Consider the following 827-nt stretch of genomic DNA (forward strand, 5'->3'; position numbering starts at 1 on the left):
TGTCAATCCCCTGAAAGCGTGGAGGGCTGTTTAAGCTGCCTGAGCCAGGCGGGCTTGGGCGATGAAGCGTTCGTAGTCGATGGGTGACATGCCGTCGCAGGCGCTGTGGCGTCGGCGGGTGTTGTAGAAATCGACGATCCAGGTGGCGATCTTGAGTCGGGCTTCGGCGCGGGTGCGGAACCGCTGCCGGTGGATGTACTCGACCTTGATGGTGGAGTTGAACGCCTCCGCGGCGGCGTTGTCCAGGGCACAGCCGACCCGGCCCATCGATTGCAGGACACCCAGCCGGCGGCAGGCGGTGGCGTAGTCGGCGGCGGTGTACTCGCTGCCGCGGTCGCTGTGGAAGATCACTCCGTCCACGGTGCCGCCGCGGGTCGCGGCGGCCATGCTCAGGGTGGCCTGGGTCAGGTCGGCGTCGTGCCGGTCGCCCATGGCGTAGCCGAGCAGCCGGCGGGAGTGCAGATCGATCACCGTGGCCAGGTACAGCTTGCCCTCGTCGGTAACGATCTCGGTGATGTCGCCGCACCACAACACGTCCGGTGCGACGGCGGTGAACTGCCGCCGGACCCGGTCCGGTGCCACCGGCCGTTTGCCCTGCTTGGTGAGGCCGCGTCGGCGGCGCGGGGTGCGTCCGGCCAGACCCAGCTGCGCCATGCGGGCCGCGACGGTGTTGACCGACACCTGCCACCCGTCGGCGTGCAGGTCCTGGGTCACCCGCGGGGAGCCGTAGGTGCCGCCGGAGGCGTCGAACGCTGCCCGGATCGCCTCGTCGAGCGCATCGCGGCGGGTCTGCCGTGCGGTGGGCCGCCGGTCACGCCACTTGTAGA

1 protein-coding gene is annotated in these 827 nt (G+C 70.0%); it reads right to left on the minus strand.

The window, feature by feature from the left end; translation table 11 throughout:
* Nucleotides 1-30 precede the first annotated feature (30 nt).
* On the minus strand, nt 31-827 hold a 797-nt coding region (locus ABGB16_RS33855; RefSeq protein ID WP_347672118.1), incomplete at its 5' end, for an IS3 family transposase.

This window comes from Micromonospora sp. B11E3 (genome assembly GCF_039871625.1).
Lineage (GTDB): Bacteria > Actinomycetota > Actinomycetes > Mycobacteriales > Micromonosporaceae > Micromonospora.